The organism is Streptococcus sp. 1055, from assembly GCF_013276815.1.
In the GTDB taxonomy this organism is placed as follows: Bacteria; Bacillota; Bacilli; order Lactobacillales; family Streptococcaceae; genus Streptococcus; species Streptococcus pseudopneumoniae.
The window spans coordinates 1-1,764 of sequence record NZ_VMLT01000180.1; the positions used below are offsets into that span (position 1 = coordinate 1).

Consider the following 1,764-nt stretch of genomic DNA (forward strand, 5'->3'; position numbering starts at 1 on the left):
GAATGAGTATTATCGTTCATACGACAATTTTTATTCTACCATACTTTTTCGATATTTTCAAGCTATTTTGATGGGATTTTTAATAGTTATTGTCTCTGGTAAAATCTGAAAAGAGGGCTCTATTCGAGTCCCTCTATAATTAGTCTGCATAAATATATGTTACAAAACCTTCAGAAGTCGTTGTTGGATTGAACCATCCACGGTGATTTCCAATTGTACGATTCCCAGCATAATTTGATTCTGATACTTGGATACGTGTTGTTGATTCAACAGCTGTAACAACCGCTACGTGACCATATCCACCATCGTTCCAACATGCAATTGCTCCAACTTGAGGTGTTGAACCTGTACGGAAACCTGCTGCTGCTGCACTTGTGGCCCACTGTGCTCCATTACCCCAATAGTCTCCAGCCCAAGGTGCTAATGTTTTAACTCCCCATGTACATTCACCAATTGGATAAGTTGAGGCATTTGTGTTATATGTTGGACGTACTTTAGCCTGAACAGGTGCTACTGCAGATTCAGATACTGCTTGTACCTGTGCTGTTAGGTTTGTATTACCTGAAGCAAGTACTGACTGTTGTTGGCTAGCTTGTTTTTCTTTATAAGCTGCTTCTGCTGCCGCAGCTGCACGAGCCTCTGCCTCAGCTGCTGCTTTTTGCTCTAATAGACTTGCTTTTTCCCCTTCAGCTGTCGCTTTCTCAGCAGCAAGACTCAATTCAGCAGCCTTTAGTTCTGCCTGTTTCGTAGTCAATGCTTGAGCATCATCAGCTAATTTTTGTTGATTAGCAATTACAGTATTGATAGCATCATTATTTGCTACTTGTTTTTCAGAAATAGCTTTTTTATCTGCCTTTTGTTGTTCTAACATTTTGTTGTTCGCAGATACGATTTCACTCATTGCAGTAACACGTGAAATAGCTTCTGTAATTGATTTTGAGTTTACAATGGTATTGATATAGCTAGTTGCAGCTCCATTTGTTTGAGCACTACGAGCTTGTTTTTCCAAAGATTGGTTACGAGAAACAATGTTTTTGGAAAGTTCTGTAATCTCACCCTCGAGTTTCTTAGATTCTGCTTGTAATCTATCATTTTCAGCTTGCAAGTTAGACTGCTCAGCTTGAATAGCTGATACTTGCTCCTGAATTTGGTCAACTTGTTTTTGGGCTTCTTGTTGTTGTGCTGTTAAGTTACTAATTTTATTATCTTGAGCAGCAATTTTGTCATCAGTCGTTTCTGCATGCGCAGTTGTTAAAACAGCTACTTGAGAAACCATTACTGTACTTAATAAAAGTGACGCTAAGATTTTTTTCTTCATATTACGTAGATACTCCTTCTTTTAAAGACAATACTAGTATACCAAAAAAAGGCCTAATAAATATTACGCCTTTGTTACATTTATATGTCGTTCTTATAGATAATATTTTTCAAAAATAAATTGAAAAACAGTAATCCATAAAAAATTTAAAATCATCGTCGGTACCAAGCTATAGACTATAAAAATCGACATGCTATCTACTGTCAACCCTACCATAAAAGCCAAAAGATAACTACCCATTTCAAACAGGAAGGTCAGGACAATCATAGAGAGCATTCGTGTCCAACGATTCAACAAAATAACACTATTCAATTTCTGAAGAAGGGCTCCCAATAAGATAAATAAGAGAGTTGCAATCCCTATTAGATGGAAAAAGTAAACATCGTAAACCAAGCCTATCACAAAACAATAGACTAGATAGAGATATTCTGATACTTCTATCGTCT

2 protein-coding genes are annotated in these 1,764 nt (G+C 37.0%); both read right to left on the reverse strand.

All coding sequences use genetic code 11. From position 1 onward, the window contains the following. Positions 1–139: 139 nt before the first annotated feature. Positions 140–1,318 (reverse strand): CHAP domain-containing protein, encoded by a 1,179-nt coding sequence (locus tag HT699_RS11500; RefSeq protein WP_172934392.1) that lies wholly within the window; start codon positions 1,316–1,318, stop codon positions 140–142. Between the two features lie 93 nt (positions 1,319–1,411). After that, a partial coding sequence (gene mreD / locus HT699_RS11505; protein WP_172934393.1) for a rod shape-determining protein MreD occupies positions 1,412–1,764 on the reverse strand: 353 nt, incomplete at its 5' end.